Origin of the sequence: Prevotella sp. AM23-5, from assembly GCF_003473645.1 — a bacterium.
GTDB lineage: Bacteria > Bacteroidota > Bacteroidia > Bacteroidales > Bacteroidaceae > Prevotella > Prevotella copri_A.
This window is the reverse complement of record NZ_QUCG01000188.1, coordinates 1-718: the sequence shown is the minus strand read 5'-3', so window position 1 is coordinate 718 and position 718 is coordinate 1. Positions and strand designations below refer to the sequence as shown.

General features: G+C 50.1%; 1 protein-coding gene. It reads left to right on the top strand.

From position 1 onward, the window contains the following. A partial coding sequence (locus DW657_RS17505; protein ID WP_369973487.1) for a Bro-N domain-containing protein occupies positions 1-718 on the top strand: 718 nt, incomplete at both ends.

Sequence of the window (718 nt, the reverse complement as noted above, 5' to 3'; positions counted from 1 at the left end):
AGGATGGCAAGAATGCCGGCTCTGCCAAGAAGTGTGTGCAGACTGGTAAGAAGGTGGCCGACAAGAAGGAAGCCAATAAGAAACAGGCTGCACAGGTTGCTGTGTTTGAGAATCCGGAGTTCGGAATGGTTCGCACTACTATAGATAAGAAGGGCGAGCCTTGGTTCTGTGCGAAGGATTTGTGTGATGTGCTCGGGTATAGGAGAGCGTATGATACAGTAAAACAGCGTGTTAGTTCTAGTGATACTATAAAATATAGTGTCACTAGAACTGTTAAAAACCGCTATGGCGAATGTAGTGGAAGGGGTTTGGTTGTTCAGATGATCTTCGTCAACGAGAGCGGTTTTTATGCTCTGGTGCTCGGTTCGAAACTGGCTACGGCGGTGAAGTTCAAGGATTGGGTTACCTCGGTGGTGCTGCCGCAGATTCGCAAGACGGGCGGTTATATCCCGGTGCATGAGGGGGAGAGCGAGGAGGAGACGATTCGCTATGCCGAGAAGATTCTCAGAGCTACCCTGAAGAAAAAGGAGGAACTGCTGGAACAGCAGAAGAAACTGATCGAGGAGCAGAAGGCCCGATTAGATGGGCAGAAGGCTTGGATAGCAGACCAGGATGCTCGGTTGATTCAGCAGAAGGCTTTGCTGCATCAGCAGGAGGTGCAGATGGGACTTGACAAGAAACTCATCGGCGAGCAGGATGTGGAAATCCGAAGACTGAA